The sequence below is a fragment of the Mycolicibacterium neoaurum ATCC 25795 genome (genome assembly GCF_000691525.1).
Lineage (GTDB): Bacteria > Actinomycetota > Actinomycetes > Mycobacteriales > Mycobacteriaceae > Mycobacterium > Mycobacterium neoaurum.
In genome coordinates, this window is the sequence record NZ_JMDW01000008.1 from 99,666 (window position 1) to 123,857 (window position 24,192).

24 protein-coding genes are annotated in these 24,192 nt (G+C 68.0%); 13 read left to right on the forward strand and 11 right to left on the reverse strand.

The annotated features are described in order from the left end of the window. Positions 1–26 precede the first annotated feature (26 nt). From IC40_RS0107880 to IC40_RS0107900, 5 genes are read right to left on the reverse strand one after another with little or no spacing between them, the layout of a single operon-like run. Positions 27–2,168 (reverse strand): AAA family ATPase, encoded by a 2,142-nt coding sequence (locus IC40_RS0107880; RefSeq protein WP_030134196.1) that lies wholly within the window; start codon positions 2,166–2,168, stop codon positions 27–29. Beyond that, positions 2,165–3,016, reverse strand: coding sequence for a CDP-alcohol phosphatidyltransferase family protein (locus IC40_RS0107885; protein ID WP_030134197.1), 852 nt, complete (start codon positions 3,014–3,016; stop codon positions 2,165–2,167). Before IC40_RS0107885 ends, IC40_RS0107880 begins: the two co-directional genes overlap by 4 nt. After that, entirely contained in the window at positions 3,016–3,726 is a 711-nt protein-coding gene (locus IC40_RS0107890; protein ID WP_030134198.1) for a phosphatidylserine decarboxylase, read from the reverse strand. Before IC40_RS0107890 ends, IC40_RS0107885 begins: the two co-directional genes overlap by 1 nt. Before the next feature lie 35 nt (positions 3,727–3,761). Beyond that, positions 3,762–4,964 (reverse strand): molybdopterin molybdotransferase MoeA, encoded by a 1,203-nt coding sequence (moeA, locus tag IC40_RS0107895; protein WP_030134199.1) that lies wholly within the window; start codon positions 4,962–4,964, stop codon positions 3,762–3,764. Then, positions 4,964–5,887: an SDR family NAD(P)-dependent oxidoreductase gene (locus IC40_RS0107900; RefSeq protein WP_030134200.1), complete on the reverse strand. Its 924-nt coding sequence runs from the start codon at positions 5,885–5,887 to the stop codon at positions 4,964–4,966. Before IC40_RS0107900 ends, moeA begins: the two co-directional genes overlap by 1 nt. Before the next feature lie 39 nt (positions 5,888–5,926). On the opposite strand from IC40_RS0107900, the gene IC40_RS0107905 reads away from it, so the two are divergent. From IC40_RS0107905 to IC40_RS0107915, 3 genes are read left to right on the forward strand one after another with little or no spacing between them, the layout of a single operon-like run. Next, positions 5,927–6,421, forward strand: coding sequence for a PH domain-containing protein (locus IC40_RS0107905; protein WP_030134201.1), 495 nt, complete (start codon positions 5,927–5,929; stop codon positions 6,419–6,421). Next, positions 6,418–7,767, forward strand: coding sequence for a PH domain-containing protein (locus IC40_RS0107910; RefSeq protein WP_030134202.1), 1,350 nt, complete (start codon positions 6,418–6,420; stop codon positions 7,765–7,767). The genes IC40_RS0107905 and IC40_RS0107910 overlap by 4 nt, the downstream gene beginning before the upstream one ends. Positions 7,768–7,776: 9 nt before the next feature. Then, a complete protein-coding gene (locus tag IC40_RS0107915; RefSeq protein ID WP_030134203.1) occupies positions 7,777–8,592 on the forward strand; it encodes an HAD-IIA family hydrolase in 816 nt (271 codons plus the stop codon). On the opposite strand, the gene IC40_RS0107920 is transcribed toward IC40_RS0107915, so the two are convergent. The 3 genes from IC40_RS0107920 to IC40_RS0107930 form a co-directional block, all read right to left on the reverse strand. Further along, a complete protein-coding gene (locus tag IC40_RS0107920; RefSeq protein ID WP_030134204.1) occupies positions 8,589–10,307 on the reverse strand; it encodes a DEAD/DEAH box helicase in 1,719 nt (572 codons plus the stop codon). The genes IC40_RS0107915 and IC40_RS0107920 overlap by 4 nt on opposite strands. Positions 10,308–10,396: 89 nt before the next feature. Then, complete coding sequence (locus tag IC40_RS0107925) at positions 10,397–10,891, reverse strand: cupin domain-containing protein (protein WP_030134205.1); 495 nt, start codon at positions 10,889–10,891, stop codon at positions 10,397–10,399. Positions 10,892–10,901: 10 nt separating this feature from the next. After that, a complete protein-coding gene (locus tag IC40_RS0107930) occupies positions 10,902–11,798 on the reverse strand; it encodes an SDR family NAD(P)-dependent oxidoreductase (RefSeq protein ID WP_030134206.1) in 897 nt (298 codons plus the stop codon). Positions 11,799–11,883: 85 nt separating this feature from the next. On the opposite strand from IC40_RS0107930, the gene IC40_RS0107935 reads away from it, so the two are divergent. The 5 genes from IC40_RS0107935 to groL all read left to right on the forward strand — a co-directional run bounded on the left by IC40_RS0107935 (position 11,884) and on the right by groL (position 16,781). Next, positions 11,884–12,447 carry a TetR/AcrR family transcriptional regulator gene (locus IC40_RS0107935; protein ID WP_030134207.1) on the forward strand — a complete coding sequence of 188 codons (564 nt, stop codon included), beginning with the start codon at positions 11,884–11,886 and terminating at the stop codon, positions 12,445–12,447. 34 nt (positions 12,448–12,481) lie between these two features. After that, on the forward strand, positions 12,482–13,291 hold the full coding sequence (locus IC40_RS0107940) for an ABC transporter permease (protein WP_030134208.1): 810 nt from the start codon (positions 12,482–12,484) through the stop codon (positions 13,289–13,291). Continuing rightward, positions 13,288–14,004, forward strand: a complete 717-nt coding sequence (locus IC40_RS0107945; protein ID WP_030134209.1) for an ABC transporter ATP-binding protein — start codon at positions 13,288–13,290, stop codon at positions 14,002–14,004. Before IC40_RS0107940 ends, IC40_RS0107945 begins: the two co-directional genes overlap by 4 nt. 37 nt (positions 14,005–14,041) lie before the next feature. Beyond that, positions 14,042–14,992 (forward strand): ABC transporter substrate-binding protein, encoded by a 951-nt coding sequence (locus IC40_RS0107950; protein WP_042509632.1) that lies wholly within the window; start codon positions 14,042–14,044, stop codon positions 14,990–14,992. 163 nt (positions 14,993–15,155) lie between these two features. After that, a complete protein-coding gene (gene groL / locus IC40_RS0107955; RefSeq protein WP_030134211.1) occupies positions 15,156–16,781 on the forward strand; it encodes a chaperonin GroEL in 1,626 nt (541 codons plus the stop codon). A 77-nt stretch (positions 16,782–16,858) separates the two neighbouring features. On the opposite strand, the gene IC40_RS0107960 is transcribed toward groL, so the two are convergent. The 3 genes from IC40_RS0107960 to IC40_RS0107970 form a co-directional block, all read right to left on the reverse strand. After that, positions 16,859–17,692: an endonuclease domain-containing protein gene (locus IC40_RS0107960; RefSeq protein ID WP_030134212.1), complete on the reverse strand. Its 834-nt coding sequence runs from the start codon at positions 17,690–17,692 to the stop codon at positions 16,859–16,861. 61 nt (positions 17,693–17,753) lie between these two features. Further along, positions 17,754–18,128: a pyridoxamine 5'-phosphate oxidase family protein gene (locus IC40_RS0107965; protein ID WP_030134213.1), complete on the reverse strand. Its 375-nt coding sequence runs from the start codon at positions 18,126–18,128 to the stop codon at positions 17,754–17,756. Beyond that, positions 18,125–19,882, reverse strand: coding sequence for an N-acyl-D-amino-acid deacylase family protein (locus tag IC40_RS0107970; protein ID WP_030134214.1), 1,758 nt, complete (start codon positions 19,880–19,882; stop codon positions 18,125–18,127). Before IC40_RS0107970 ends, IC40_RS0107965 begins: the two co-directional genes overlap by 4 nt. 22 nt (positions 19,883–19,904) lie before the next feature. On the opposite strand from IC40_RS0107970, the gene IC40_RS0107975 reads away from it, so the two are divergent. The 5 genes from IC40_RS0107975 (at position 19,905) to IC40_RS0107995 (ending at position 24,192) form a co-directional block, all read left to right on the forward strand. Continuing rightward, positions 19,905–20,285, forward strand: a complete 381-nt coding sequence (locus IC40_RS0107975; protein WP_030134215.1) for a VOC family protein — start codon at positions 19,905–19,907, stop codon at positions 20,283–20,285. Between the two features lie 29 nt (positions 20,286–20,314). Then, positions 20,315–20,827, forward strand: a complete 513-nt coding sequence (locus tag IC40_RS0107980) for a mycothiol transferase (protein ID WP_030134216.1) — start codon at positions 20,315–20,317, stop codon at positions 20,825–20,827. A gap of 63 nt (positions 20,828–20,890) precedes the next feature. Next, on the forward strand, positions 20,891–22,402 hold the full coding sequence (locus tag IC40_RS0107985) for an aldehyde dehydrogenase family protein (protein WP_030134217.1): 1,512 nt from the start codon (positions 20,891–20,893) through the stop codon (positions 22,400–22,402). 58 nt (positions 22,403–22,460) lie between these two features. Then, positions 22,461–23,318: a polyphosphate kinase 2 gene (gene ppk2, locus IC40_RS0107990; RefSeq protein ID WP_030134218.1), complete on the forward strand. Its 858-nt coding sequence runs from the start codon at positions 22,461–22,463 to the stop codon at positions 23,316–23,318. A 16-nt stretch (positions 23,319–23,334) separates the two neighbouring features. Beyond that, positions 23,335–24,192: a hypothetical protein gene (locus tag IC40_RS0107995; RefSeq protein ID WP_030134219.1), complete on the forward strand. Its 858-nt coding sequence runs from the start codon at positions 23,335–23,337 to the stop codon at positions 24,190–24,192.

A 24,192-nucleotide genomic window follows, 5' to 3' on the forward strand; every position in this document is an offset into this window, starting at 1 on the left:
GAGTTCATCGAACCCAGCCTGAACGGTCAGTGGCCGTCCGCGAAAGCCCGCAGCGAATCGACCTGTTCGGGATCGAGCGACGGTCGCACGTTCTCGCGGGCGGTGGCGACATCGGCGGCGGTGACGTCGGCGGCGTCGATCGATCGCCGCATGGCGGTCAGTGCGGCCTCGCGCAACAGGGCGACGCAGTCGGCCGCGCTGTAGCCCTCGAGATCATCGGCCAGGGTGTCCAGGTCGACCTCCGGGGACAGCGGTATCGACTTGCCCGCGGTCCGCAGGATGTCGCGGCGCGCGTCGGCATCCGGCGGCTCGACGAACACCAAGCGCTCGAGCCTGCCCGGTCGCAACAGGGCAGGGTCGATCAGGTCCGGTCGGTTGGTGGCACCGAGCACGACGACATCACGTAACGGCTCGATACCGTCCAACTCGGTCAGCAGCGCGGCGACCACTCGATCGGTCACCCCGGAGTCGTGGCTCTGCCCGCGCCGCGGCGCCAGCGCATCGACCTCGTCGAGGAAGACCAGCGACGGTGCCGAATCGCGGGCTCGGCGGAACAGTTCGCGCACCGCCTTCTCCGAAGACCCGACCCACTTGTCCATGAGTTCGGCACCCTTGACCGCGTGCACGGACAACCGTCCCGAACTGGCCAGCGCGCGCACCACGAACGTCTTGCCGCACCCGGGCGGACCGTAGAGCAACACACCGCGCGGGGGCTGCACGCCGAGGCGGGCAAAGGTGTCCGGATGCTGTAGTGGCCACAACACGGCCTCGGTGAGCGCCTGCTTGGTGGCGACCATATCGCCGACGTCCTCGAGGGTGACCGACCCGACTGCCACCTCCTCGGTGGCCGACCGTGACAGCGGGCGGATCACCGACAGAGCGCCGGCAATATCGTCCTGGGCCAGTGCGGGCGGCGCATCGTCGGCGCTGGCCCGTGCGGCGGCACGCAGCGCCGCCTCCCGCACCAGGGCGGCGAGATCGGCCACCACGAACCCAGGGGTGCGCTCGGCGATGGCGTCCAGATCCAGTTCTGCGGCAGGCACGCCGCGCAACAACACCTCCAGCAGCGCCTTGCGGGTCGCGGCGTCGGGCAGGCTCAGCCCGAGTTCGCGATCACAGAGATCCGGGGCGCGCAGCCGCGCGTCGACGTTGTCCGGGACCGCGGAGGTGGCGATGAAGGCGACATCCTTGGTGGCCACCGCTTTCCGTAATTCGGTGAGGATGAGCGTCGCGACCGGTTCCGGCGTGGCCGGTAACAGGGCATCGATATCGGTGATCAGCAGCACGCCGCCGGACTGCACGGCGGCCACCGCCGCGGTGACGCTGCCCAACCGGTCGTCGGCGGCCAGGGCGCCGACCTCCGGGCCGTCGAGTTCGACGAGCGTGCGCTCGGCGCACACCGCACGCACCAGGGTGGCCTTGCCGACACCGGCTGGTCCGGATACCAACACGCCGAGATGTGCTGTCGCGCCGAGCTTTTCGAGTAATTCAGGTTGGTCGAGGGCGAGCTTGAGCCACTCGGCGAGCTTGCCGGCCTGGGTGTGGGCGCCCTTGAGGTCATCACGCGGGACGGCAGGCTCGGCGGGCGCCTGACTGGGCGTCGGTGCGACCGACACGGTGCCGTCGCCCCAACTGACGTTCGAATTGGGTTGCACGCTTACGGTTCCGGCGGGATCGACACCGGTGACGGTAAGCAGTTCGGAGGTCCAGGTGATGCCGACCGAGGTGGTCAACGCGGTCGTCGCGGCCGAGGTCGAGGTGCCCGGACCCAGATCGCGGGGCAGCAGTGACACCGTGTCCCCGACGGTCAGCACCTTGCCGAGCAACGCCATCCGCAACGTAGAAGAGGTGACCGACTGCGTGGCCAGGCGGGAACCGGCCAACGTCACCGCGCGGGCGCCGTGCACCGTCACCGGCGCCACCACGACGCCGGTGTCCTCGCGCAGCCCCGCATTGGACAGCGTCACATCGTCGAGCAATGCCACCCCGGCAGGGGTGCCGGCAGGTGCGATCCCGACGACGGCGGCGGTGCTGCGCGACCCCAACAGCGATACCGCGTCCCATTCGCGGATCCCAAGCGCGGCGATGGCCTCGGGGTGCAGGCGCACCACGCCGCGGCGGCTGTCGGAGGCCGACGTGTTCAGCCGGGCGGTGAGCGTCAAGCTCATGGGCGGCCCGGCGGCTTGCGCAGGCCCAGCCGCGACATCGACCGCCGGTGGGGCTGCGCCCGACGGATCTCGCGGCGCTGGGCCCGACGCTCCTTCGGCATCGCGTCCCAGGCCTCCGGGCGGGCGGCCACCCAGCGTTGGCTGCGCACGGTGAACGGGATGATCAGCAGGTAACCGATGATGATCAGCAGCACCAGCACGTAGGGGAACAGCAGCAGCGCCGCGGCGGCCGCGGCGATCGCGATGAGCAGGATGGGAGCGGCGTTGGGCGGCATCGACACCGACTTGAGCGCCAGCGTCGGCACCCGGCTGACCAGCAGGGTGGCGTTGGCGGCGAACCATAGGCAGACGAACCACTGCGAGGTCCACCAGCCCTCACCGAACTGCAACATGGCCGCCAGCGGGCCGATCACACCGACCGCCCCGCACGGCGCGGGCATTCCCGTGAAGTACTGCCGGGTGTAGGCGGGTTTGGAGGTGTCGTCGAGCAAGGCGTTGAAGCGCGCCAGCCGCAGCACGATGCACACCGCATAGAGCAGCGCGAAGATCCAACCCACCGGCGAGGTCGGCAACAGCGTCACATAGACGACAAGCGCGGGCGCGACGCCGAAGTTCACCGCATCGGCCAGCGAGTCGATCTCGGCACCCATCCGCGACTGGGCATCCAGTGCGCGGGCGATCCCGCCGTCGATACCGTCGAGCACGGCGGCGGCACCGATCAGGGCCAGCGCGATATGCGGTTGGCCGTCGAGCGCGAACTTGATCGACGTCAGACCACAGCAGATCGCCAGGACCGTCGTGGCGCTGGGCAGGATCTTCATCGCCGCCGGCCGCTGCTTGGTGGGCATCAGGGCAGCTCGGCCAGGATCGTCTCGCCGCCGATGGCGCGCTGACCGGCCTCGACCAGGATCCGCGAGCCCTGCGGGAAGTACGTGTCCAGCCTGGAACCGAACCGGATCAGTCCGTACGTTTCACCCAACTCCAGCGCGTCCCCGGTCCTGGCGGTGCACACGATGCGGCGCGCCACCAGGCCGGCGATCTGCACGGCGACGATGTCGACATCTTCGGGGGTACGGATCCACAAGCTGTTGCGTTCGTTGTCCGCGCTCGCTTCGTCCTTGTCGGCCGAGAGGAACTTGCCGGGCCGATGCACCACGCCCATCACCCGACCGGCGACCGGCGCCCGCTGTACGTGGGCGTCGAAGATGGACAGGAAGATGCTGATCCGGGCCATCGGGGTGTCCCCGAGACCGAGTTCGGCCGGCGGAACGGCGGTGTCCAGCAGGGTCACCAGGCCGTCGGCGGGAGCCACGACGGCACCCGGTCTGCTCGGCGGCACCCGCGGCGGGTGCCGGAAAAACAGTGCGCAGAAGCCGGCCAGGCCGAGCCCGGTGTTGCGCAGCCAGCGGCGGTTCCTGCCGGCGGCCGCCACGCCGAGACCGCCGGCGATGAACGGGAGGCCGGCCGGATGCAGCGGCGGGACGGTGGAACGGACCAATTCGACGAAGCGTTGGGCTTCTGAGCTGTGGTCATCGGGTGAACGCGCAGGTCTGGCCATGTTGGCTCCCGATTCTACGTTGATTTTCGGGCGGGTCAGCAGCCGGACATGTCCCACACGTCCAACTGCGCGCCCGCGGCCAGTTGATCGACATCGGCCGGGATGTCGAGCAGGCAGTTCGCCGAGGCCAACCAGCGCAGATGATGGGAGGCCGGCGGTCCGTAGCTGGTGACGGTGGTCCCGGCGAGCACACCACGCCGGAACTGCCGCTTGCCGCGCGGTGAGGTCAACCCCTCGGTGAGCGTGGCGCTGATCCGCGGCCGGTCGGGCAGCAGCCCCATGGCCGCGCGCAACGGCGGACGCACGAACACCTCGAAGGACACCAAGGCACTGACCGGGTTACCGGGCAACGTGATGATCGGGACGTCCCCGACCCGCCCACACCCCTGGGGCATCCCGGGTTGCATCGCCACCTTGGTGAACTCGACCTGTCCGCCGAGGGCATCCTTGACCACCTCGTACGCGCCGGCGCTGACACCACCGGTGGTGATGATCAGGTCCGCGTCGGCGACGTGCTCGTCGAGAGCGGCGCGGAACGCGGCCGGATCGTCGCGCACCATCGGCGCGGTGACCGCCTCGGCACCGGCCTCGCGGACCGCGGCGGAGAGCATGACGGCGTTCGATTCGTAGATCTGACCGGGCTGCAGCGCGACGCCGGGAGCGACCAGTTCCGAACCGGTCGACATCACCACCACGCGCAGCCTCGGCAGGGTGTTCACCCGGTCCAATCCCAACGCGGCCACCAACCCCAGCGCGGCCGGGGTCAGCAGCTGACCGGTGCGCAACACCGCGGTTCCGGCCGCGACATCCTCCCCGGCGCGGCGGATGTGCTGGCCGGCGACGGTGGCCCGCCGGATCGCGACCTGGGTTGCAGTGGTGGTGAAATCGGCATCGGTGCCCTCCACCGGCACCACGGTGGTCGCACCCGCAGGAAGCGGGGCGCCAGTCATGATCCGCGCGGCAGTACCGGGTTGCAGTGGACGGGTATCGGTTCGGCCGGCCGGGATGTCGTCGACGACGGGCAAGGTCACCGGCGTCGAGTCCCCGGCGGTGGCGATATCGGTGTCGAGCACCGCGAAACCGTCCATCGCGGAGTTGTCGAATCCGGGCAGCGAGATCCCAGCCACCACGTCCTCGGCCAACACCAGACCCAGCGCCGCCGCGGTGGGCACAGCGGTGGCCGCCCGGGGGCGGATCAGCTCACCGACGATGTGCTGATGCTCCTGGACCGACCGCATCAGAGATCGATGTGCACGTCGGTCAGTTCCTCGGATACCTGCCACAGCCGCCGGGCGACCGCCACGTCGTGGGACTGCTCGCTGGAGGTCACCAGCTGGGGGTGCCCCACCAGCCCGAATGCGGCCACCGGGAAGGCCGGACCGTAATACTGGCCACCGCGCACCGCGGGGTCGGTGGCCGCGCGCAGCGTCGCCAGCGCACCGACCAGCGGCGAGTTGGTGACCAGGCCGGTGAGCGCGCCCACGCCCGGCAACGAGCTGCCCGGGGTATGCCGCATCAGTTCGGTGTTGGAGATGCCGGGGTGCGCGGCGACCGAGAGGGTCGGTTTGCCGGCCAGCCGCCGGTTGAGTTCATAGCTGAACATCAGGTTGGCAAGCTTGGACTGGCCGTAGGCCGCTACCCGGTTGTAGGGACGACGCTCCCACTGCAGATCCTCGAAGTCGATCTCGGCCTGGATCCGGTGGGCGATGCTGGCGACCACGACGATGCGTGAGTTATCCACGGCCAGAACGTTTTCCAGCAGCAGTCCGGTGAGGGCGAAGTGCCCGAGGTGGTTGGTGCCGAACTGCAACTCGAAACCGTCTGCGGTGGTCTGCTTGGGCGGGTACATCACGCCGGCGTTGTTGATCAGCAGATCGATGCGTGGATGGTCGGTCTTGATGCGCTCGGCGGCAGTGCGGACCGACTGCAGCGAGCCCAGATCCAATTCGAGCACCTGCAGGTCGGCCTTCGGGGTGGCCGCGCGGATTTTCGCGGCCGCCTGGTCGCCCTTGGCGGTATCGCGCACCGCGATGACGACGCGCGCTCCGCGGGCGGCCAGCACCCTGGCGGTTTCGTAGCCGAGCCCGGTGTTGGCGCCCGTGACGATCGCGGTGCGGCCGGACTGGTCGGGGACGTTCGATTCGGTCCATTTCTGGCTCATGACCTAGAACATACGGCGGCCGGCGACCATGCTCGAGGGATGGGTGCTCCCGTGATTATGGCCGATCCCACTCATCCGCCCAGCCGTAGTGCGCCGCTGGCTTGGGCGTTGGGGGCGGCGATTCCCTGGCTGATGGTGGCCACCGCGCAGGTGGTGTGGTTCGTTCTGGATGGCCGGATGCCGTGGTTGCACGCCGCGGTGGCGCTGGCAAGCGTGCTCGGCATGCTGGTCTCGGTGGTGGTGGTGCCGATCTGGCGGTACCGGGTGCACCGCTGGGAGATCAGCCCACAGGCGGTGTACACCCGAACCGGCTGGTTGGTGCAGGAGCGGCGGATCGCCCCGATCTCACGGGTGCAGACCGTCGATACCTACCGCGGTCCGGTGGATCGACTGTTCGGCCTGGCGAACGTGACGGTGACGACGGCGTCCTCGGCCGGCGCGGTGCGGATCGTCGCGCTGGATGCGGTGGTGGCCGATCAGGTGGTTGCCCAGCTGACCGACATCGCCGCGCTCGGTGGGCACGACGCCACATGAGTGATACCGGGTGGCAACGCCTTTCGCCACGCATGTTGCTGGTCCATCCCGTGCACGAGGTACTCAACCAACTTCCGCTGTTGATCGGGGCGATCGTGCTGGGGTCGACCACCCAGAATCCGCTGTGGTCGCTGCTGGGTGTAGGTCTGATCGTGGCACTGGGCCTGACCCGCTGGTTCACCACCAGCTACCGCATCGACGAGCAGGAACTCTCGCTGCGCAGCGGGGTACTGCATCGCAACGAACTATCCCTGCCGCGCAACAGGATCCGGTCGGTCAGCACCGAAGCCAGACTGTTGCACCGATTGCTCGGCTTGACCGTGCTGCGGGTCAGCACCGGCCAGGAAGCCAAGGGCGAGAGTGAGTTCAGGCTTGACGCGGTCCGGGCCGAGCAGGTGGCCCAGCTGCGCACCGTGCTGTTGGGTGTGCCCGACGAGATCGACCGGGGAGACGAGCTGGCCAGGTGGCGGCCGAGCTGGTTGCGCTACAGCCCGTTGAGCCTGTCGGGGTTGGTCGCCGTCGGTGCCGCGGTCGGGATGGCCTATCAGGCCGGATTCGGTGACCGGTTGCACGGTTGGCTGGTGGTGGCGCTGTTGGCGGGGTCGGTGCCACTCGCCGTCGGCCGATCGCTGCTGACCTTCGGCAACCTTGTGCTGACCCGTCGCGCCGACACACTGCATCTGGTGCACGGATTGGTCCGGATCCGTGAATACAGCTATGACCTGCGCCGGTTACGCGGCGCGACGCTGCGCGAACCGCTGCTGGTCCGGGCGCTGGGCGGTGCGCGGCTGGATGCGGTGATGACGGGCGTCTCCGGGGCGGGGGAGTCCTCGCTGCTGCTGCCACCGTGCCCCGCCGACACCGCCAGGGGCGTGCTGACGCAACTGGCCGGTCGTGCCGATGTGGTCACCGGCCCGCTGGTATCGCACGGGCCCGCGGCGGCCCGCAGGCGATGGGTGCGGGCGATGGCGGTGCCGGTGTTCGCCCTCGGTGCGCTGCCATTCCTACCGGCGTGGGGATGGGGGCTGTGGGCGGCAGGCACCGCCGCTGCGGTGTTCCTGGCCGCGGATCGGGTTCGGGCGCTGGGACACCGGGTGGACTCCGAATGGCTGGTTACCCGCGGGGGCAGCATCGAACGGCATCGCGACTGTGTGCAGACGGCCGGCATCATCGGCTGGACGGTGCGTCAGAGCTGGTTCCAGCGCCGCGCCGGCGTCGCCACCCTGGTGGCAGCCACGGCAGCGGGAACCAAACGCTATGTGCTGATCGACGTGCCCGCCGGTATCGCGTGGACCGTGGCGGCAACAGCCTCCCCGTGGGTGGCCGACCGACAGTGGTGCGCTTAGTCTCGCTGCATGGCTACCGGCGGAGTGCTGTTCGACATCGATGGTGTGCTCGTCACCTCGTGGCAGCCGATCGACGGCGCCCGGGAAACCCTGCGCGCGTTGGCGGCCAGTCAGATCGCTCGCGCGTACCTGACCAACACCACCACCCGGACCCGGGTGCAGATCGCCGATCAGCTGACCGAGGCCGGGATGGACGTCACGCCCGACGAGGTGATCACCGCGGCGGTGCTGACCGCCGATTTCGTCAGGGACCGTTATCCCGGGGCCCGCTGCTTCCTGGTCAATAGCGGGGATATCGCCGACGATATGCCGGGCATCGACCTGCAGGCCTCGGTGGATACCCACGACGGACCGATGCCCGACACCCCCGACGTGGTGCTGCTCGGTGGCGCGGGTCCGGAATACGACCATGTCACCCTGTCGTGGGTATATGACTGGATGGCCCAAGGTGTTCCGGTCGTGGCCATGCACCGCAGCATGTCGTGGACGACCACCGAGGGCCTGCGGATCGACACCGGCATGTACCTGGCCGGTATGGAGGAGGGCTCTGGTCGAAAGGCCACGGCCGTCGGAAAGCCGGCGCCGGAGGGCTTTTTGGCCTCCGCCGCACGCCTAGGTGTCGAGCCCGACGAGATGTTCATGGTCGGCGACGATCTGAACAACGATGTGTTGGCCGGGCAGGTGGTAGGGATGACCGGTGTGCTGGTGCGCACCGGAAAGTTCCGGCAGCAGACGTTGGATCGTTGGGCTGCAGACGAATTCGCGATGCAACCCAATCACGTGATCGACTCGGTGGCCGATCTTCCGGAGCTGCTGGGTCTTTAGCGCTGCGAGGACGAACGCAGGCTGCGCACCGCATCGATGCGCGCCTTGATCTGCTCGCCGGTGGCCGCGGCCAGCACGGGGCCGCCGCAGAGCTGACGCAATTCGTTGTGAATCTGCCCGTGGCTCTTGCCCGTGCGGTGATGGGCGATGGACACCAGCGCATTGAGTTCGCGGCGCAGTTCTTGCAATTGACCGTGGGTGGTGCGCGGCGGTGGCGGACCGCCGGCGGCGGCGGCCGCCGCGGTGCGCTTCTGGAGTTGCTCGTCCTGGCGCTTGCTGAGCAGATCGCGCATCTGCGTGGCGTCCAGCAGACCGGGGATGCCGAGATAGTCGGCCTCCTCCTCGCTACCCGCGGCCGCGGCGGTACCGAACGTGGAACCGTCGAAGATCACCTGGTCGAGCTCGGCGTCGGCGCCCAGTGACTCGAAACCGCGGTCCTGATCCGACTTCTCGTCCTTGGTCTTGTTGGCGTCGGCGATCAGTTCGTCGTCGAGGCCATCGGATTCGCGGTGCGGCTTGCCGAGCACGTGGTTGCGCTGCGCTTCCATCTCGCTGGCCAGCTGCAGCAGATTGGGCACCGAGGGAAGGAAGATGCTGGCCGTTTCGCCGGGGCGCCTGCTGCGCACGAAGCGGCCGATCGCCTGGGCAAAGAACAGTGGCGTCGAAGCACTGGTGGCGTAGACGCCGACGGCCAGCCTCGGCACGTCGACACCCTCGGACACCATCCGCACCGCCACCATCCAGGGCGTGGACGCCTCGGAGAATTGCGAGATCCTGCTCGACGCCGTCGGGTCGTCGGAGAGCACCACCGTCGGCTCCTGCCCGGTGATGGTGGTCAGCAGCTTCGCGTAGGCGCGGGCGGTGGTCTGATCGGAGGCGATGATCATGCCGCCGGCGTCGGGCACGTGCTCGCGCTTCTGCATCAACCGCTTGTGGGCCGCCGCGATCACGGCGGGCATCCACTGGCCCTCCGGGTTGAGCGCGGTGCGCCACGCGCGGGCGGTCTGCTCGGCGGTCAGCGGTTCCCCGAGCCGGGCGGCGTGCTCCTCACCGGCGCTGTCCCGCCAGCGGGCCTCCCCGGAGTAGGCCATGAACACCACCGGCCGCACGACGTTGTCGGCCAGCGCGTCGGCATAGCCGTAGACGTGGTCGGCCTTGGAACGCTGGAAACCCGCGGCGTCGGTCTCGTAGGTGACGAACGGGATGGGACTGTCATCGGAGCGGAACGGTGTTCCGGTCAGGGCGAGTCGACGGGTCGCATCGTCATAGGCCTCGCGGATGGCGTCGCCCCAGGACTTGGCATCGCCGCCGTGGTGGATCTCGTCGAAGATGACCAGCGTCTTGTAGTTCTCGGTGCGCACCCGGTGCCGCGTCGGGTGACTGGCCACCTGTGCGTAGGTGACCACGATGCCGTGATAGTCGCTGGAGGTGTGCGAGGCCGAGTTGCTGAACTTGGGATCCAGCGCCAGCCCGAATCGGGATGCGGACTGCGCCCACTGGGTCTTGAGATGCTCGGTGGGGACGACCACCACGACCTGGGTCACGGTGCCATCGGCCAGCAACTCCGAAGCGATCCGCAGAGCGAACGTCGTCTTACCGGCGCCAGGGGTGGCTACAGCCAGGAAGTCCCGCGGCTTGGCCGCCAGGTACTTCACCAACGCCCGACGCTGCCAGCTCCGCAAATCCTGGGTGCTGGGCGCTGCACTAGCCGACACCCGAGACTCCTATCTGGTCGAAGGGCAGTCTAGGGCAAGGGGTTCCGGGTTCGCATATCCGCTGCGCGAGTCCCGCTTCCGGCGGCGTGTCAGACGAAGAAGTTGTCGTTGTCGATGAACCACTGGGTGCGTTCGTCGTCGGTCAACTCGCCGAGGCGGGTCAGGTTCTCGAAGTAATGCTCGCGTGGCGCGCCTGGAGCAAACAGCATCAACATCGCCGCGGGCGCGTCGGCGGTGTTACGGAAGCCGTGTACCCCGCCGGGCGGGACGTACAGGAAATCGTTGGGGCCTGCCGTCGACCAATCGGCACCGTCATAGATCTCCACGTCACCGGATAGCACATAGAACGCCTCGCTCATGGCGCGGTGGAAGTGCGGTCCCGGTCCACCGGCCCGCGCGCTGAGCTCGATGCGGTAGAGCCCGTAGTCGCCACCGGTCTGCTGCTGGTTCGCCAGGTAGTGATAGCGGACCAGGCCGAGCGAATCGTGGTCGGCCGGAGTGTCAGCGCGGCGCACCCAGGCGCTGACCTCCGGCTCGTCGGCGGTGTAGCGCGGCGGGGGATAGGGCGGTACGACCAGGGACACGCCCTCCACGCTAGACCGCGAAGCTGACCCCGGTGAGCTCTTCGGACACCGACCACAGGCGTTGCTGCAGGGCGACGTCGTAGGACTGGTCGCTGGAGGCGACGACGACCGGCGCGCCGCGCCACTGCGCCAGGTTCGCGGGCCCGTAATACTGACCGCCCAGCACGCCGGGGTCGGTCGCGGCGCGCAATGTCGGCAGGGCTCCGTCGGCGGCAGGTTGCGCGGCGACCTTGGTGACCAGTTCGGTGACCGGCCGGGCCAGCGAGGGCAGATGGCGGGCCAGCTCGGTGCTCGAGGTGCCCGGATGTGCGGCGACGGCGATGGTGGTGCCACGTGGGGCGAGCCGGCGCTGCAGCTCATAGGTGAACAGCAGGTTGGCGAGCTTGGACTGGGCATAGGCGCCGATGCGGCTGTAGGAGCGTTCCCACTGCAGATCGTCGAAGTGGATGGCGCCACCCATCTTGTGACCGTTGCTGCTGACCGTGACGACGCGGGAGCCCGGCACGTCGAGCAGCCTGTCCAGCAGCAGGCCGGTCAGTGCGAAGTGACCCAGATGATTGGTGCCGAATTGCAGTTCGAAACCGTCGGCGGTTGTGCTCTTCGGCGGGGTCATCACACCCGCGTTGTTGATCAGCAGATCGATGCGCTCATGGGACCCGCGGAGCTCGGCAGCGGCGGCGCGCACCGATTCCAGCGACCCGAGATCGAGCTCCTGGACGCTGACATCACCGGTGAGCTGGGCGGCGGCGCGTTTGCCCTTGTCGGTATCGCGGACGGCGAGGACGACATGCGCTCCGTGTTCGGCGAGTGCCTTGGCGGTCTCGAACCCGAGTCCGGTGTTGGCTCCGGTGATGACGGCCGTGCGGCCGCTCTGGTCGGGAATATGGTGGGTGGTCCAGCGGGTCATGGGAAACTCCTGAGTCGGGCGGGTTTCGGTCATATACGGAACGTGCGCCCCGCTTATCTGGTTCCCGGGAGGTGGTGACGAATTCATGCGAGCCGATGCCGCTCGTAACCGCGCCCGGATCCTGCAGGTCGCCTACGAAACCTTCGCCGCCGACGGCCTCGGGGTTCCCATCGACGAGATAGCGCGTCGCGCAGGTGTCGGGGCGGGCACCGTGTACCGCCATTTCCCAGCCAAGGAGGACCTGTTCCGTGCGGTGGTCGCCGACCGGATCCGAACGCTGGTCGATCAGGGCCGGGAGTTGGCCGAGGCCGACCCCGCCGGCGGGCTGTACACCTTCCTGAAGTCGATGGTGCTGCACTGGGGCGCTGCCGACCGCGGCCTCGTCGACGCACTCGCCGGGATGGGCATCGACGCGAATGCGGCGATGCCCGAGGCCGAGGGTGACTTCCTTTCCATGCTGGCCGACCTCGTCGACGCCGGCCAGCGGGCCGGAACGGTCCGCCCGGACGTCACCGTGCCCGAGGTCAAGGCGTTGATGGTCGGCTGTCAGGCCGCCCAGGCCTACAACCCCGACGCGGCAGGGCACGTCACCGACATCGTGTTCGACGGACTCCGCCCGCATTTGCAGTCACGCCGATCGGAACCGTAGGCGGCGCAGGTCGGCCGCGGCATCATGGCCAGTCATGGTCACCCAGGTCGCGGCGATTCCGCACGCCCGGCACGTGTTGCCGTGGTGGCGACGCCCGGGGTTCCTGCGCTCGATGGCGCCGATCGCACTGCTCGTGCTGTGGCAGCTGGCCAGTCAGAGCGGGTTGCTCTCGGCCAAGATCCTGCCCGCGCCGTCGGCGGTGTTCGAGGCGGGCGTCTCGGTCATCGAGTCCGGTGCACTCGCCGATGCGCTGCTGGTGTCCGGTCAACGGGCGCTGCTGGGCTTCGTCCTCGGCGCGACGGCCGGGATCGGGTTCGGGATCCTGGCAGGCCTGTCGAAGATCGGTGAGTACGCCGTCGACCCGCCGTTGCAGATGCTGCGCACCATCCCGCTGTTCGGTCTGATCCCGCTGTTCATCATCTGGTTCGGCATCGGCGAGGAACCGAAGGTCTATCTGATCGCGCTGGGTGTCGCGTTCCCGCTGTATCTGAACACCTTCGCCGCCATCCGCCAGCTCGATCCCAAACTCGTCGAACTCGGCGAGGTGCTCGGGCTGAGACGTGCCGAGCGCCTGCGCCACCTGGTGATCCCCGGTGCCCTGCCACAGATCCTGGTCGGCATGCGGCAGAGCCTCGGCATCGCCTGGCTGTCGCTGATCGTGGCCGAACAGATCAACGCCAGCGCCGGACTGGGTTACATCATCAACAACGCCCGCGAATTCCTGCGCACCGACATCGTGATCTTCGGACTGCTCGTCTACGGGCTGCTGGGTCTGGTGACCGACGCGATCGTGCGCTGGCTGGAGCGGTGGGCGCTGCGCTGGCAGCCGGGTGGGTCGCGATGAGCGCCGTCGTACGTGGGCTGACTAAACGGTTCGACGGGCGCACGGTGCTCGACGGTATCGACCTGAGCGTGGGGCGCGGCGAGATCGTCGCGCTGGTGGGACGCAGTGGATCCGGTAAATCGACCCTGCTGCGGGTGCTGGCCGGGTTGTCCGACGACCACGACGGGCATGTCGACGTCCAGGGCACCCCGACAGTGGTGTTCCAGGAACCGCGGCTGGTGCCGTGGCTGTCGGTGACCCGCAATGTCGCGCTCGGTGATCCGCAGCGCCGCCGCAAGCGCGCGGCCGAGGAGAACGCGCGTCGGGTAATCGAAGAGGTCGGCCTGTCCCATCGCGTCGATGCCTGGCCGTTGACGCTGTCCGGCGGCGAGGCTCAGCGGGCCGCGCTGGCCAGGGCCTTGGTCGCCGAGCCCACCCTGCTGTTGCTCGACGAACCGTTCGGTGCGCTGGATGCCTTGACCCGGCTGGCGATGCACGACCTGTTGCTGGGGTTGTTCGCCGAGCACGGATTCGGGGTCCTGCTGGTGACCCACGATGTCTCCGAGGCCGTGACGTTGGCCGACCGCGTCCTGATCCTCGACGAGGGCCGTATCGCCCACACCGTCGACATCGACCTGCCCCGGCCACGCAGCCATGCCTCCCCGGAGGCCGCCGTGTTCACGGCTCGGCTGCTGGAACTGCTGGGTGTCGACGTCCTGCAACGACAACACTGAGGAACATCTGGTGAAGATCGCATCGCTGTTGGTGGCCATGATGATGGCTCTGACGGCCTGCGCGGGCGGCTCGGACAAGGCCGCGCCCGCGGGTCCCGTCGACCTGTCGACGGTGACGCTGAAGGTCGGTGACCAGCGCGCGATCTCGATCGAGGTGCTGATGAAGGCTTCCGGTCAGCTCGCCTCGTTGCCCTACAAGGTCGAGTTCTCGACCTTCACCGCAGGCCCGCCGCTGGTGGAGGCGGCCAGTGCGGGCGGTATCCACCTGGCTCAGGTAGGCAATACCCCCGGCGTGTTCGGGGCGGCTGCCGGCGCAGACATCAAATTCGTCGGCGCGCTGCAGGCCACCGGGAAGGGTGACGCGATCCTGGTGGCCAAGCAGTCACCGGTGGTGGGGGTGGCCGACCTGAAGGGCAAGAAGGTCGCGGTCACCAAGGGCAGCTCTGCCAATGCCAATCTGTTGTTGCATCTGAAGAAGGCCGGCCTGGGACTCTCCGATATCGAACCGGTGTACGTCGCACCCGCCGACGGCTATGCCGCGCTGACCCGTGGTGAGGTCGACGCGTGGGCGGTCTGGGATCCCTATACGGCGATCGCCGAGCAGGAGATCGGTGCCCGGATCATCGCGGCAGCCGACACCGCGGGCAACGGCTACAACTTCTGGGTCGCCTCGGCGGGTGCACTGGACGACGCGGGAGTCAGTGCGGCGATCGCCGACTTCCTGGATCGTTACGCGGTGGCCACGAAGTGGTCCGAGGACAATCTGGACAGATGGTCGGCCGATTACGCGAAGCTGACCGATATCAGCCCGCAGGCCTCCACGATCACCTGGACGCGGTCGCTGAAACGGCCGGTCCCGCTCTCCGCCGACGTGGTGGCCTCCGAGCAGCAGATCGCCGATGCGTTCACCGAGGCCAAGGAGTTTCCTGGCGCGGTCGAGATCGCCGATTTCGTCGACGACCGCTTCCAACGCGAAGGCGGCCAGTGACCTTGCACTCGCCATGCCCGAGTGCTAAAAATGAACTTGGCACTCTCGATCTGTGAGTGCCAGGTCGGGACGGTGAGGCGGGGAGCACACCCACGCCGTCCGTCGCGGGCACTGAACCCGACCAATGAGACGTGCAATTCCCAACCGGAGGAATCACTTCGCAATGGCCAAGACAATTGCGTATGACGAAGAGGCCCGCCGTGGTCTCGAGCGTGGGCTCAACGCCCTCGCCGACGCCGTAAAGGTGACGCTGGGCCCCAAGGGCCGCAACGTCGTCCTGGAGAAGAAGTGGGGCGCCCCCACGATCACCAACGATGGTGTGTCCATCGCCAAGGAGATCGAGCTGGAGGACCCGTACGAGAAGATCGGCGCCGAGCTGGTCAAAGAGGTCGCCAAGAAGACCGATGACGTCGCGGGCGACGGCACCACCACCGCCACCGTGCTGGCCCAGGCCCTGGTTCGCGAAGGTCTGCGCAACGTCGCGGCCGGCGCCAACCCCCTCGGCCTGAAGCGCGGCATCGAGAAGGCCGTCGCGGCCGTCACCGAGCGCCTGCTCTCGACCGCCAAAGAGGTCGAGACCAAGGAGCAGATCGCTGCCACCGCGGGCATCTCCGCCGGTGACCAGTCGATCGGTGACCTGATCGCCGAGGCGCTGGACAAGGTCGGCAACGAGGGTGTCATCACCGTCGAGGAGTCCAACACCTTCGGCCTGCAGCTGGAGCTCACCGAGGGTATGCGCTTCGACAAGGGCTACATCTCGGGTTACTTCGTGACCGACGCCGAGCGTCAGGAAGCCGTCCTGGAGGATCCCTACATCCTGCTGGTCAGCTCCAAGGTCTCGACCGTCAAGGACCTGCTGCCGCTGCTGGAGAAGGTCATCCAGTCCGGCAAGCCGTTGCTGATCATCGCCGAGGACGTCGAGGGCGAAGCCCTGTCGACCCTGGTGGTCAACAAGATCCGTGGCACCTTCAAGTCCGTCGCCGTCAAGGCCCCGGGCTTCGGTGACCGCCGCAAGGCGATCCTGCAGGACATCGCGATCCTGACCGGTGGCCAGGTCATCAGCGAAGAGGTCGGCCTCTCGCTGGAGACCGCTGACCTCGCCCTGCTGGGCCAGGCCCGCAAGATCGTCGTCACCAAGGACGAGACCACCGTCGTCGAGGGTGCCGGTGACTCCGACGCCATCGCCGGCCGGGTGGCCCAGATCCGTGCCGAGATCGAGAACAGCGACTCCGATTACGACCGCGAGAAGCTGCAGGAGCGCCTGGCCAAGCTGGCCGGTGGCGTTGCCGTCATCAAGGCCGGCGCTGCCACCGAGGTGGAGCTCAAGGAGCGCAAGCACCGCATCGAGGACGCCGTCCGCAATGCGAAGGCTGCCGTCGAAGAGGGCATCGTCGCCGGTGGTGGCGTGGCCCTGCTGCAGTCGGCTCCGGCCCTCGACGAGCTGAAGCTCGAGGGTGACGAGGCGACCGGTGCCAACATCGTGCGCGTCGCGCTGTCGGCTCCGCTGAAGCAGATCGCCTTCAACGGTGGTCTCGAGCCGGGCGTCGTCGCCGAGAAGGTGTCGAACCTGGAAGCCGGTCACGGCCTGAACGCCGCGACCAACGTGTACGAGGACCTGCTGGCCGCCGGCGTTGCCGACCCGGTCAAGGTCACCCGCTCGGCGCTGCAGAACGCGGCGTCCATCGCGGCGCTGTTCCTCACCACCGAGGCCGTCGTCGCCGACAAGCCGGAGAAGGCCGCCGCACCTGCGGGCGACCCGACCGGTGGCATGGGCGGTATGGACTTCTAAGTCCAGTTGTTTCGGAAAGCCCGGTCCCGTTCGCGGGGCCGGGCTTTTCCAATGTTCGCCTGACAGCGCCGTCGTGCCTATATATCCACGACGCCGCTGTCAGCGGAACATTGCGTCGGGCCGCGATGCACGCGGCGGCGGATGACGGCCAGGATGTCTTCGACCACCACGTCCCAGCGGTAGACAACATCCTCATAGGTCAGCCGAATCACCAAGAACCCCAGGCTCGTTGCGACCCTGTCCCTGGTCCGGTCGTTCTGGTAGTTCGGGAGATGGTGCTCGCGGCTGTCCGCTTCGATGATGAGTCGCCGGCCCACGAGAAAGTCGACCCGACCGACACCGGGAATGTCCACCTGGGTCCGGAGCCGGATGCCGAGGGCGCGCAGCCGTAATCGGATGATCGTCTCGGTTCCCGACTCACTGCGTGCGTCACATCGCTCGGCGAGGTTCAGGCGCGCAAGAGGGGATGCCGCGACGATCGACCTCGCGTCGGCCATCTCGATCATCCGCTTGTTCAGCATCGAGTCCAACACGATGACGAGCTGCTCGGCGTCGAGGCAATTGGCCGCCGAGGCCACTGCGATGTCGACCGGGTCGACGGCGGCGCGGATCGGTGGGTCGAGGCGGTAGGGGTGGCAGGATCGCACGCCCGGGCGGCGCGCACGTTTGGAATAGCGCACGTGTAGCGCCGGATCGAGGATCCAGACTCGACCCAGGCGCAACGCCGAGGTGCAGCCGAGGACGCCGCCGGCCGATACGGCGCGGACAACCTGCGGATCCGCGGTCGGGCCGGCGTACCAACCGCGCCGCAGCCGCATCCAGGTCGGCGGTGGCGCTACCCCAGCCGCCCGCAATTGCGCCACCGACAGCACCCCGCCGTTCGCGGCGAGGGCACGCTCGATTCCGGCCACGCTCCGATCTCAGCTCACCCCGGGGCCGCGCGACAGCCCCCACCGTCACCCTGTGGATAACTCAGTGTTTGAGCGGGACGCAGTCGTGCAGGCCGCCGGGGTCGGTGCCGGCGCGGGGCTCGATCGCACTTCGGTGCAGCACCGCGCGAGTGGGCGTCAGGCGCACACCGTCCTCGGTGACCTCGGCAGTGCCGTCGACGATCAGCGAGTACCCGGTCGGCTCGCGGGGCGGCCACAACACGGTGACGGCCTCATGCGATCGCGCATTGCGGCGGGTGGTGTTGCCCAGCGGCCCGATGGTGAAGACACCGTCGGCGAGGACCGGGGCGACGGCCACGGTGTGCGCGCGGAAATCGTCACCGACGGTGATCAGATAGCCGAACGGAAAATCGGCAAGGGTCTCGGCGAGCTTGTCCAGATCGACCTTCACGCTCATGTTGTCGGCGCCTTCTGACGGCCGCGGACCAGTCGCCCGGGCCGGGCCGCCGTAGGCACACCGTGCTCGGCGATGATCTCTCCGGACACGATGGTCGCAACGTACCCCTCGGCGGACTGGTCGAGTCGGCGACCGCCGGCAGGCAGATCGGCCTTGACGGTCGGGCGGTGCAACCGCATGGCGGCGGTGTCGAGGATGTTCACATCGGCCTTGTAGCCGACCGCGAGCTGGCCGCGGTCGGCCATCCCGGCGATCCGGGCGGGTACCGATGTCAGCTCGCGGATCACCTGCGGCAACGGCAGCCGGCCGGTGGGCCTGTCGCGCACCCAGTGCGTCAGCATATAAGTGGGAAAGCTTGCGTCGCAGATCATCCCGTAATGGGCGCCGCCGTCGCCGAGGCCCAGGACGATGTCATCGCGCTGGATCAGTTCGGCGACGGTGTCCAGTGAATTGTCGCGGAAGTTGGCCAGCGTCACCAACAGCATGGCGTGCCCGTCGTCGTCGAGCAGTCGGTCATAGGCTTCTTCGAGCGGGTCGACACCGCGGGCCCTGGCCCGTGCGCCGATCGAATCCTGCGGCGAGGGTTCGTAATTGGGTGGATCGCCGAGTGGGTACATGTAGTCCCAGGCCTGGGCGGCGAACATCAACGGGTGTCCGTCGGAGGCCGGTGTGTCGGTCAGGATGCGCTTGCGCACCTCGGGTCGACGCATCCGCGCGACACGCTCGTCCAGTGGTAGGTCGGCGATCTCCCGGTAGGACGGGTACATCACGAACGGATTGCCCGACAGCTCCAGGCCCAGCACCAGGCCGATGGGGCGCGGGAAGATCTGGCCGGTCACCAAAGGTCCAGCTGGGCCTGCTTGCGCATTGGCCTTCTCGACCATCCGCAGTGCATCGAGATGCAGCGGCGGGCCGGCGTTGCCGATCGCGAGCGTGAACGTCACCGGCAAGCCGACGTCGGCGGCGACGTCGAAGACGGCCTTCAGCGCACCCTCGTAGTCGCCGGCCATCAGGTCGGGCACGAACTGCAGCAGTCCGCCACCGGCGTCATCGACGCCGCGGGCGATGGCCTCGATCTCGGCGTGCTGCGCCTCGTAACTCGGAATAGGTTGTCCGCCGGCGGTTTTGTGCAGCGTCAGTCGTGACGAGGCGAATCCGACGGCGCCGGCGCGGACGGCCTCCTCGGCCAGCTTGCGCATCATGGCCAGGTCCTCGGGGGTCGGGAGCTCGCGGTCGACCCCGCGCCTGCCCATCACGTAGACCCGCAACGGGGAGTGTGGCAGGAAGGCGGCGACATCGATATCGCGCTGTCGCGAATCGAGGGCGTCGAGGAACTCCGGGAAGGTCTCCCAGGTCCAGGGCAGGCCGTCGACCATGACCACGCCCGGGATGTCCTCGACACCGGCCATCACGTCGACCAGCGTGTCGTGGTCCTCGGGCCGGCACGGCGCGAACCCGACGCCGCAGTTGCCCATCACCGCGGTGGTGACACCGTGCGCCGAGGACGGTGTCATGCGGTCACTCCAGATGGCCTGCCCGTCGTAATGGGTGTGCAGGTCGACGAATCCGGGCGTGACGTGCAACCCGGTGGCATCGATCTCACGATCGCCGGGGGCGTCGACGGCACCGATCGCGCGGATGGCGCCGTCGGCGATGGCGATGTCCCCGACATAGGGCTCACCGCCCAACCCGTCGACGATGGTGCCGCCCCGGATGACGAGATCGAATGTCTTCGCGTCGCCCTCGTATGTCATACCTCGAATGTACGGTCACCACGTGATAGATCACTTTGGAATCAACTGTGCGGATTGGGAGCGGTCGAAGGCCTTCTACGACAAGGTGCTCGGCGTGCTGGGGTTCACCAGGCAGATGGATTTCGATGTCGCGATCGGCTACGGCGTCGAGGGCAAGCCAGACTTCTGGATCGCGGATATGAACTCGGGGGAGGCGACGGGCCCCAACCGGGAGACGCATATCGCATTCCAGGCCGCCGACACCGACGGGGTGCGTGCGTTCTACGACGCGGCAGTGGAGGCCGGTGCGGAGTCGCTACACGCACCGCGGCTGTGGCCCGAGTATCACCCCGGCTACTTCGGGGCGTTCGTCCGCGACCCGGACGGCAACAACGTCGAGGCCGTATTCCACGGGGCCGCTTAGGGCGGGCGCGCCCCGGGTACCTTCCCGATATGTCTGATGCTGCGAGGGAATTGCTGCGCGACGCCTTCACCCGGCTCATCGAGCATGTCGACGAGGTGACCGACGGGTTGTCCGACGAGGTCTCGTCCTGGCAGCCGGTCGCGGGCGCCAACAGCATCGCCTGGTTGGTGTGGCACAGCGCGCGAGGACAGGATCTGCAGGTGTGCGATATCGCCGGCACCGAGCAGATCTGGACCCGCGACGGGTGGCGGGAACGGTTCGCGCTCGACCTGCCCGGCAACGATATGGGCTACGGGCACACGCCGGATGAGGTGGCGAAGGTGCGTGCGCCTGCCGATCTGCTCGCCGGCTACTACCACGCCGTGCACAAGATGAGTCTGGAGTACATCGCGACCGTCGATGACGCCGAGTTGGCGCGCATCGTGGACGACGGATGGGACCCGCCGGTGACGGCCTCCGCCCGACTGGTGAGCATCGTCGACGACTGTGCCCAGCATCTCGGTCAGGCCAAGTACATCCGCGGCACCCTCCTCCAGGACTGACCGAACTTGACAGGTGTCAACCCCGGTGCGAGATAGGTCACAGCCCCGGTCTAGCATGTGGCTATGACTGCAACAGCAGACCGTTCCGACGTGTCGACCATCCTGAATCCAGCAACCGGTGCGGTCGCGGGCCAGGTGCGCTGGACCAATCCCGCCGATGTGCCCCAGATCGCCGCCGGCCTGCGCGAAGCCCAACAGGGCTGGGAGGCGCGCGGCGCCAAGGGCCGGGCCAAGGTGCTGGCCCGCTACGCCGTGTGGCTCGACGAACACCGTGACGAAATCGAGCGGCTGCTGATTGCCGAGACCGGCAAATCGACGACCGATGCCGCTCAGGAGGTGTTGCTGATCAGCATCATCCTCTCCTACTACATCAAGACGGTGGAGAAGGCGATGGCGCCCGATCCCCGTCCCGCCCCGCTGCCCTTCCTGTCGGTGAAGAAGATTGCCGTCCATTACCGGCCACGGGCGGTCGTCGGCATCATCGCGCCGTGGAACTATCCCGTCGCCAATGCCCTGATGGACGCCGTGGGCGCGCTGGCCGCCGGTTGTGCGGTCCTGCTGAAGCCGTCCGAGCGCACGCCCTTGACCGCCGAGGTGCTGCTGCGCGGCTGGATCGACTGTGGCGCCCCCGAGGTGCTCGCTCTGGCCCAGGGTGCGCGCGAGGTTGCCGAGGCGGTCATCGACACTTCCGACTACATCCAGTTCACCGGATCGAGCGCCACCGGCGTCAAGGTGATGGAGCGGGCCGCTCGCCGGCTCACCCCGGTCAGCCTGGAACTCGGCGGTAAGGACCCGATGATCGTCCTCGATGATGCCGATATCGCGCTGGCGGCCAACGCCGCGGTGTGGGGGGCGATGTTCAATGCCGGGCAGACCTGCGTCTCGGTAGAGCGGGTATATGTCATGGACTCGGTCTACGACCAGTTCGTCGCGGCGGTCGTCAAGGCCGTGGAGAACCTGAAGATGGGTGCGGGCGCTGGTTTCGACTTCGGTGCCCTGATCGACGACTCGCAGGTCGCCGTCACCGCGCGCCATGTCGACGACGCACTGGCCAAGGGCGCCAAGGCGCTCACCGGCGGCAAGCGCCCGGAGGGCAAGGGCAGCTTCTACCCACCCACGGTGCTCGTCGACGTCGACCATTCGATGCTGTGCATGACCGAGGAGACCTTCGGGCCGACACTGCCGATCATGAAGGTGTCCTCGGTCGGCGAGGCGGTCCGGCTGGCCAACGACAGCCCCTACGGTCTGAGTGCCTCGGTGTTCTCCAAGGACGTTGAGCGGGCCGAGGATGTGGCCGTCCAACTGGAGTGCGGGGCGGTCAACGTCAACGACGTGATCTCCAACCTGATGCTGCCGACCGCTCCGATGGGTGGCTGGAAGACCTCGGGGATCGGCGCGCGGTTCGGCGGGCTCGACGGGGTGCGCAAGTTCTGCCGTCAGGAGACGGTCGTCGTGCCGCGTACCGCGGCGGGGGCAGGCAGCAATTACTACAACCACACCGTCAAGGCGCTGGCCCGCGGCAACAAGTTGATGACCAAGTTCGCTCAGATCCGTCCGCGCCGCGAAGCCAAGTAACCCCTGCTGTTCACCCGGGCGTCACCGTCACGTACGTCCGGGTGGATAGCTTCGGCGGGTGACCCTGGATGCCGCCGGCTACGCCGTCCGTGACGATGACGACGACGACCCCGAACTGTTGCTGTTGCCCAGCGGCGACGTCGTCGACACCTGGCGGGAGAACTATCCCTACGCCGAGCGGATGAACCGCGCCGAGTACGAGGAGCAGAAGCGGCTGCTGCAGATCGAACTGTTGAAGCTGCAGAAGTGGAGCCAGGCCAACGGCCTGCGGCACGTCATCGTCTTCGAGGGCCGCGACGCCGCAGGCAAGGGTGGCACCATCAAGCGGTTCATGGAACATCTCAATCCGCGCGGTGCCCGGGTGGTCGCCCTGGAGAAGCCCACCGAGAAGGAACGCACCCAGTGGTACTTCCAGCGCTACGTGCAGCATCTGCCCGCCGCCGGTGAGATCGTGCTCTTCGACCGGTCTTGGTACAACCGGGCCGGTGTCGAACGGGTGATGGGCTACTGCACACCCAAGCAGCACGCGGAGTTCATCCGGCAGACGCCGCTGTTCGAGCAGATGCTGGTCAACGACGGCATCAGCCTGACCAAGCTGTGGTTCTCGGTGACCCAGAACGAGCAGCGGACCCGGTTCACCATCCGCCAGGTGGACCCGGTCCGGCAGTGGAAGCTCTCACCGACCGACCTGGCATCGCTGGACAAATGGGGCGACTACACCGCGGCCAAGGAAGACATGTTCTCCTGGACCGACACCGAGACCGCGCCGTGGACCGTGGTGAAAAGTAACGACAAGAAACGCGCCAGGATCAACGCGATGCGCCATGTCCTGAGTAAGTTCGACTACGACAACAAGGACTACGACGTGGTCGGCAGGCCCGATCCACTGATCGTGGGACGCGCGCTATCGGATTGATCATGAAAGGGGCGGCATGCGTTCTCTGCTGGCCGCTCTGCTCTGGCTCGTGACCACGGCGCTGCTGGTCGTCACACTGCCCGCGCTGTGGGCCCAGCAGCACATCGTCAGTGAGGACGGTTATGCCGACCTCGCGGCATCGGCGGCCAAGGACAGTGCCCTGCAGCAGCCGATGGCCGCCGAGCTGACCGACCGGATCACGGCAGCGACCGGAACCTCGGGCACCCAGGCGACCTTGATCGGCGCCGCCGCCAACGGGTACACCTCCAGCGACGTGTTCCCCGGACAGTTCGGCGCGATAAACCGGGTCGCACACCGCTGGCTGTTCACCGACGACGCGCAGGGCCGGTGGGTGGTGGACCTGTCCCCGATGCTCGACGACGGTTCGATCCGCCAGACGCTGGCCGATTTCGGTGTGCAGCCACCGCAGGATCTGCAGGTGGCGATCACCGAGGATGCCTCCGGCGGGCTGCGTCCCGGACAGCTGCGCCCCGCCGCGGTGTGGGGGCCGTGGGCGAGCATCGGGGTGGCGGTGCTGACCGGGGTGTTCGCGTTGCTCACCCTCGCTGCATCACGTCGGCGGGGCAAAATGCTTGGGGCGCTCGGGGTTTCGGGCCTGCTTGTCGGTGCGGCCGGCTGGGCCGGTATCGAGATCGGCCGCCGTTACGTCGACACCGCGCTGGACCGCACCACCGGCAACATCCGCGAGATCGCCGAGGTCATGGTCGAGCACGCCATCTCCGGCATGCATGTCTGGCTCAACCTCACGCTGACCATCAGCGGCGGCGTCGTGATCATCGGCATCATCGTGTCCCTGCTCAGCGGACTCGGGGGAGCTCGTCGCGAAGAGGTGCCGGTCAACCGGAAACGGTGA

Bases quoted from the DNA above. Each gene is read 5' to 3' on its own strand.
- IC40_RS0107940 (WP_030134208.1), top strand. From the start codon at position 12,482: ATGGTCACCCAGGTCGCGGCGATTCCGCACGCCCGGCACGTGTTGCCG.
- IC40_RS0107945 (WP_030134209.1), top strand. From the start codon at position 13,288: ATGAGCGCCGTCGTACGTGGGCTGACTAAACGGTTCGACGGGCGCACG.
- IC40_RS0107935 (WP_030134207.1), top strand. From the start codon at position 11,884: ATGCGAGCCGATGCCGCTCGTAACCGCGCCCGGATCCTGCAGGTCGCC.
- IC40_RS0107890 (WP_030134198.1), bottom strand. From the start codon at position 3,726: ATGGCCAGACCTGCGCGTTCACCCGATGACCACAGCTCAGAAGCCCAA.
- IC40_RS0107905 (WP_030134201.1), top strand. From the start codon at position 5,927: ATGGGTGCTCCCGTGATTATGGCCGATCCCACTCATCCGCCCAGCCGT.
- IC40_RS0107985 (WP_030134217.1), top strand. From the start codon at position 20,891: ATGACTGCAACAGCAGACCGTTCCGACGTGTCGACCATCCTGAATCCA.
- IC40_RS0107965 (WP_030134213.1), bottom strand. From the start codon at position 18,128: ATGAGCGTGAAGGTCGATCTGGACAAGCTCGCCGAGACCCTTGCCGAT.
- IC40_RS0107880 (WP_030134196.1), bottom strand. From the start codon at position 2,168: ATGAGCTTGACGCTCACCGCCCGGCTGAACACGTCGGCCTCCGACAGC.
- IC40_RS0107970 (WP_030134214.1), bottom strand. From the start codon at position 19,882: ATGACATACGAGGGCGACGCGAAGACATTCGATCTCGTCATCCGGGGC.
- moeA (WP_030134199.1), bottom strand. From the start codon at position 4,964: ATGCGGTCGGTCCAGGAGCATCAGCACATCGTCGGTGAGCTGATCCGC.
- IC40_RS0107900 (WP_030134200.1), bottom strand. From the start codon at position 5,887: ATGAGCCAGAAATGGACCGAATCGAACGTCCCCGACCAGTCCGGCCGC.
- IC40_RS0107930 (WP_030134206.1), bottom strand. From the start codon at position 11,798: ATGACCCGCTGGACCACCCACCATATTCCCGACCAGAGCGGCCGCACG.
- IC40_RS0107980 (WP_030134216.1), top strand. From the start codon at position 20,315: ATGTCTGATGCTGCGAGGGAATTGCTGCGCGACGCCTTCACCCGGCTC.
- IC40_RS0107915 (WP_030134203.1), top strand. From the start codon at position 7,777: ATGGCTACCGGCGGAGTGCTGTTCGACATCGATGGTGTGCTCGTCACC.
- IC40_RS0107885 (WP_030134197.1), bottom strand. From the start codon at position 3,016: ATGCCCACCAAGCAGCGGCCGGCGGCGATGAAGATCCTGCCCAGCGCC.
- groL (WP_030134211.1), top strand. From the start codon at position 15,156: ATGGCCAAGACAATTGCGTATGACGAAGAGGCCCGCCGTGGTCTCGAG.
- IC40_RS0107950 (WP_042509632.1), top strand. From the start codon at position 14,042: ATGATGATGGCTCTGACGGCCTGCGCGGGCGGCTCGGACAAGGCCGCG.
- IC40_RS0107910 (WP_030134202.1), top strand. From the start codon at position 6,418: ATGAGTGATACCGGGTGGCAACGCCTTTCGCCACGCATGTTGCTGGTC.
- IC40_RS0107995 (WP_030134219.1), top strand. From the start codon at position 23,335: ATGCGTTCTCTGCTGGCCGCTCTGCTCTGGCTCGTGACCACGGCGCTG.